The 4,562-nt window shown below is 64.3% G+C and carries 5 protein-coding genes; 2 read left to right on the forward strand and 3 right to left on the reverse strand.

The window, feature by feature from the left end; genetic code table 11:
* Window positions 1-166: 166 nt before the first annotated feature.
* The 3 genes from choV to choX form a co-directional block, all read right to left on the reverse strand.
* Window positions 167-1,189: a choline ABC transporter ATP-binding protein gene (gene choV, locus AC6RA4_RS23425; protein ID WP_500164392.1), complete on the reverse strand. Its 1,023-nt coding sequence runs from the start codon at window positions 1,187-1,189 to the stop codon at window positions 167-169.
* Entirely contained in the window at window positions 1,186-2,022 is an 837-nt protein-coding gene (choW, locus tag AC6RA4_RS23430) for a choline ABC transporter permease subunit (RefSeq protein ID WP_500164394.1), read from the reverse strand. Before choW ends, choV begins: the two co-directional genes overlap by 4 nt.
* A 103-nt stretch (window positions 2,023-2,125) precedes the next feature.
* On the reverse strand, window positions 2,126-3,046 hold the full coding sequence (gene choX / locus AC6RA4_RS23435) for a choline ABC transporter substrate-binding protein (RefSeq protein WP_500164396.1): 921 nt from the start codon (window positions 3,044-3,046) through the stop codon (window positions 2,126-2,128).
* A gap of 100 nt (window positions 3,047-3,146) precedes the next feature.
* Here choX and betI point away from each other — a divergent pair, with 100 nt between their 5' ends.
* Both betI and betC read left to right on the forward strand, forming a co-directional pair.
* On the forward strand, window positions 3,147-3,722 hold the full coding sequence (gene betI / locus AC6RA4_RS23440) for a choline-binding transcriptional repressor BetI (RefSeq protein ID WP_500164398.1): 576 nt from the start codon (window positions 3,147-3,149) through the stop codon (window positions 3,720-3,722).
* Window positions 3,719-4,562, forward strand: an 844-nt coding sequence (gene betC, locus AC6RA4_RS23445; protein WP_500164399.1) for a choline-sulfatase, incomplete at its 3' end; no start/stop codon positions are given. The genes betI and betC, both read left to right, overlap by 4 nt.

Consider the following 4,562-nt stretch of genomic DNA (forward strand, 5'->3'; position numbering starts at 1 on the left):
GGACGTGACCGGCAACCCGGCCTATTCCAACAACGTGCTGGCCAGCGGCGGGGCGGGGGCCTCCTGAGACCCCGGCAGAGCGTAAAAAGACGAGCGCCGCGATGTTTCCATCGCGGCGCTTTCTTGTTGTGTGCTGCCCGGCAGTCTTGCGCTGCCCTGCCTCGTCTCAGTCCGAGTGGCGCAGGCCCCTCAGGACATCGTCCTTGCCGAGCTGGCCAACGAGTTGGCCATTCTCGGTCACGCCCACCGGCGCGTCGCTGCCAAGCAGCGTGTCGAACCCGTCGCGCACCAGGCTGTCGGCCTCGATGCTGAGGCTCGGGCTGGTGCTGAGCGGGGTCATCAGATCGCGCGCCCGCAGCACGCCCAGCGGGTTCATGTGCTGCACGAACTCGGCCACGTAGTCGTTGCGCGGATCGGTGAAGATGTCCTGCGGCGCGCCGCTCTGGACGATCCGGCCGCCCTCCATGATCGAGATGTGGTTGCCGAGCTTGAAGGCCTCGTCGAGATCGTGGCTGACGAAGAGGATGGTGCGCTTGAGCCGCTCCTGCAGTTCGAGAAGCTCGTCCTGCAGCTTGGTGCGGATCAGCGGATCGAGCGCCGAGAAGGGCTCGTCCATCAGCAGGATCGGCGCCTGCGTGGCAAAGGCACGGGCCAGGCCCACGCGCTGCTGCATGCCGCCCGAAAGCTCGCTGACCTTGTTGTCGGCCCAGTCGGAAAGGCCCACCAGCGCCAGCTGTTCCTCAACGCGGTCATGCGCCTCCTTGCCCTTCATGCCCGCAAGCTCGAGGCCGAGGCCCACGTTCTCGCGCACCGAGCGCCACGGCAGCAGGCCGAACTGCTGGAACACCATGGCGACGTTGTGCATGCGGATGCGGCGTAGGGTGGCGGCGTCGCAATTGGTGACGTCGACCATCTGGTCGCCGTCATTGACCTCGACCTTGCCGCGCACCACCGGGTTGAGCCCGTTGACCGCGCGCAGGAGCGTCGACTTGCCCGAGCCCGACAGGCCCATGAGCACGTGGATCTCGCCCTGCTTGACCTCGAGGTTGCAGTTGTGCACGCCGAGGACCTGGTCGGTCTCGGTCTGGATCTCGGCGCGCTCCTTGCCCTCGTCCATGAGGGGCAGGGCGGTCTTCGGCTTGTCGCCGAAGACGATGGAAACGTTGTCGATATTGACGGCGGTGCTCATTTGCGGCCTCCCACGTTGAGGATGCGATCGAGCATGATGGCGACCACCACGATCACGAAGCCAGACTCGAAGCCGAGCGCGGTGTTGACCTGGTTGAGCGCGCGGACGACCGGCACGCCAAGGCCGTTGGCACCGACCAGCGCCGCGACGACGACCATGGAGAGCGACAGCATGATGGTCTGGTTCAGGCCGGCCATGATCTGCGGCACCGCATAGGGCAGCTCGACCTTGTAGAGCGTCTGCGTTGGCGTGGCGCCGAAGGCGGTGGCCGCCTCGAGCAGCGCCTTGGGCGTCGAGGAGACGCCGAGATAGGTCAGGCGGATCGGCGCGGGCAGCACGAAGATCACGGTGGCGATCAGGCCGGGCACCATGCCGATGCCAAAGAACACGATGGCCGGGATCAGGTAGACGAAGGTCGGCAGGGTCTGCATCAGGTCGAGGATTGGGCGCAGGTAGGTGTAGACCTTGGGCCGGTGCGCCGCGAAGATGCCGATCGGCACCCCGATGGCCATGCAGACGAGGCAGGACGAGAGCACCAGCGTCAGGCTTTCGGTGGTCTCTTCCCAGTAATCCTGGTTGAGGATGAAGAGGAAGCCCGCGAAAACGAAGAGGGCGGTCTTCCAGTTGCGCTGCAGCGCGTAGGTGATGGCCACGAAGGCCAGAATGACGATGAGCTCGGGCGGCTCCTGCAGGATCCAGAGGATCGCGTCGATCATCGCTTCCATGAAGGTGGAGAGGGCGTCGAGGACAACTTCACCGTTGTCCCGAACCCATTCGAAGACGGCACTTGCCGCGTCGCCTACGGGAATCTTGTAATCGGTCAGCCACTGCACGGCGCCGGGTCTCCCTTGGGTTTTTCGTGGAGTCTCGAAGGCCCGTCATCGGGCCGGGGCAGGGGCGTCGCCCGCGCGCGGTCGCGCGGACGACGCAAAGGCCTTACATCCCCAGATGGCCTTTCACCGCAGCGACCGCGTCGCCACCGTCAACGGTGGTCACACCGTCGAGCCAGCTGTCGAGAACGTCGACGTTCTCTTTCAGCCAGGCTTCGGTTGCGTCGGCCGGATCGGCGCCGTCGTCGAGGATCTCACCCATGATCTTGTTTTCCATCTCGAGGGTGAAATCCATGTTGGCAAAGAGCTTGCCGAGGTTCGGGCACTCTTCCGAGAAGCCCTTGCGGGTCACGGTGTGCACCACGCCTTCGCCACCGAAGAAATCCTCGCCGCCGGGCAGGTACTTCAGGTCGAAATTGGCGTTCATCGGGTGCGGTTCCCAGCCCAGGAACACCACCGGCTCTTCTTTCTTGTAGAAGCGGGCGACCTGCGCCAGCATGCCCTGCTCGGAGCTCTCGACAATGTCGAACTCGCCAAGGCCGAACTTGTTCTCTTCGGTCAGGCCCACGAGATAGGCGTTGCCCTCGTTGCCCGGCTCGATGCCGTAGATCTTCTCGTCGAGCTCGTCGGCGAACTTGGCGATGTCGGCATAGCTCTGCAGGCCGGCCTCATAGGCGTAGGTCGGGGTCGCGAGCGTGTACTTGGTGCCCTCGAGATTGACGTTGATCGCCTCGATCTCGCCGCTGTCGAGATAGGGCTGGATGGCGCCGGTCTGGGCCGGCATCCAGTTGCCGAGGAACACGTCGACATCGTCGCTTTCCAGCGAGGCGAAGGTCACCGGCACGGACAGCACCTTCACGTCGACCTCGTAGCCCAGGCCCTCGAGCACGTGCTTGGCGGCGGCGGTGGTGGTGGTGATGTCGGTCCAGCCCACATCGGACATCGAGACGGCGTCGCAGTCGGCAAGGGCCGCGCCCGCGCCCGCGGCAGTGAGTGCGATGGCCGAGATTGCTGTGCGGAGTTTCATTCTATTCCCCTGTGTTTTGGTTGTGCGTTTTATTGATTGACCAGTCAAACAGTGCCTGATTATCTGAGTATTGCAACCATTTTTATTGGAAAGGCCCGCGATGTCCGCGCAGGCAGAACGCAGAACGCAACTTATCGAGGCAACGATCCACGAGATCGGGGCGACCGGTACGCTGTCGGTCACCGTCGGCCAAATTGCGAAGCGCGCTGGCGTTTCTCCGGCGCTGGCGTTTCACTATTTTGGTGACAAGGACCGCCTCTTCCTCGCCTCGATGCGGCACATCCTGACCGCCTATGGCGACGAGGTGCGCGCCGCGCTGAAGGCCTCCGATTCGCCGCGCGAGCGGCTCGAAGCCGTGATTCGTGCCAGCTTCAGCGACGCCAACTTCAGTCATGACGTGATCGCCGCGTGGCTGAATTTCTATGTGCTGGCCCATCGCTCCTCCGAAGCGCAGCGGCTTCTCGTGGTCTATCACCGGCGGTTGCACTCGAACCTGACACGCGACCTGCGGCCGCTGGCGGGCGACGCCGCCGCGCCGGGGATCGCCCGGCGCATCGCCGCGCTGATCGACGGCATCTACCTGCGCTATGCGCATTTCCCATCGGACGAGCCCGAACAGAACGCCTCCGCCCACGTGCTTGCCGCACTCGACAATGAACTAAAGGCACTCGCATGACCCGACCGAATATCCTCATCCTGATGGTGGACCAGCTCAACGGAACCTTTTTCCCGGATGGCCCCGCCGACTGGCTGCACGCGCCGAACCTCAAGAAGCTCGCGGCCCGCTCGGTGCGGTTCCGCAACTGCTACACCGCCTCTCCGCTCTGTGCGCCGGGCCGGGCGAGCTTCATGTCGGGAGAGCTGCCCTCGGTCACCGGGGTCTATGACAACGCGGCCGAGTTCCCCTCCGATCTGCCGACCTACGCGCATCACCTTCGCCGGGCAGGGTATCACACCTGCCTGTCGGGCAAGATGCATTTCGTCGGCCCCGACCAGATGCACGGCTTCGAGGAACGCCTGACCACCGATATCTACCCGGCCGATTTCGGCTGGACGCCGGACTATCGCAAGCCCGGCGAGCGCATCGACTGGTGGTATCACAACATGGGCTCGGTCACCGGCTCGGGCGTGGCCGAGATCTCCAACCAGATGGAATATGATGACGAGGTCGCCTACCACGCCACCCGCAAGGTCTATGACCTCGGCCGTCGCAAGGATGACCGCCCGTGGTGTCTGACGGTGAGCTTCACCCACCCGCACGACCCTTACGTGGCGCGCCGCAAGTACTGGGACCTCTACGAGGAGTGCGAGCACCTGCTGCCCGAGGTGGGCGATCTTGGCTACGACAACCAGGACAAGCACTCGAAGCGCATCTTCGATGCCAATGACTGGCGCAGCTTCGACATCACCGAAGACGACATCCGCCGCTCGCGCCGGGCGTACTTCGCCAACATCTCCTATCTCGACGACAAGATCGGCGCGATCCTCGAGGCGCTCGAGGGCACCCATCAGGCCG

This window comes from Salipiger sp. (assembly GCF_059781815.1).

Bases quoted from the DNA above. Each gene is read 5' to 3' on its own strand.
- choV (WP_500164392.1), bottom strand. From the start codon at position 1,189: ATGAGCACCGCCGTCAATATCGACAACGTTTCCATCGTCTTCGGCGAC.
- choX (WP_500164396.1), bottom strand. From the start codon at position 3,046: ATGAAACTCCGCACAGCAATCTCGGCCATCGCACTCACTGCCGCGGGC.
- betI (WP_500164398.1), top strand. From the start codon at position 3,147: ATGTCCGCGCAGGCAGAACGCAGAACGCAACTTATCGAGGCAACGATC.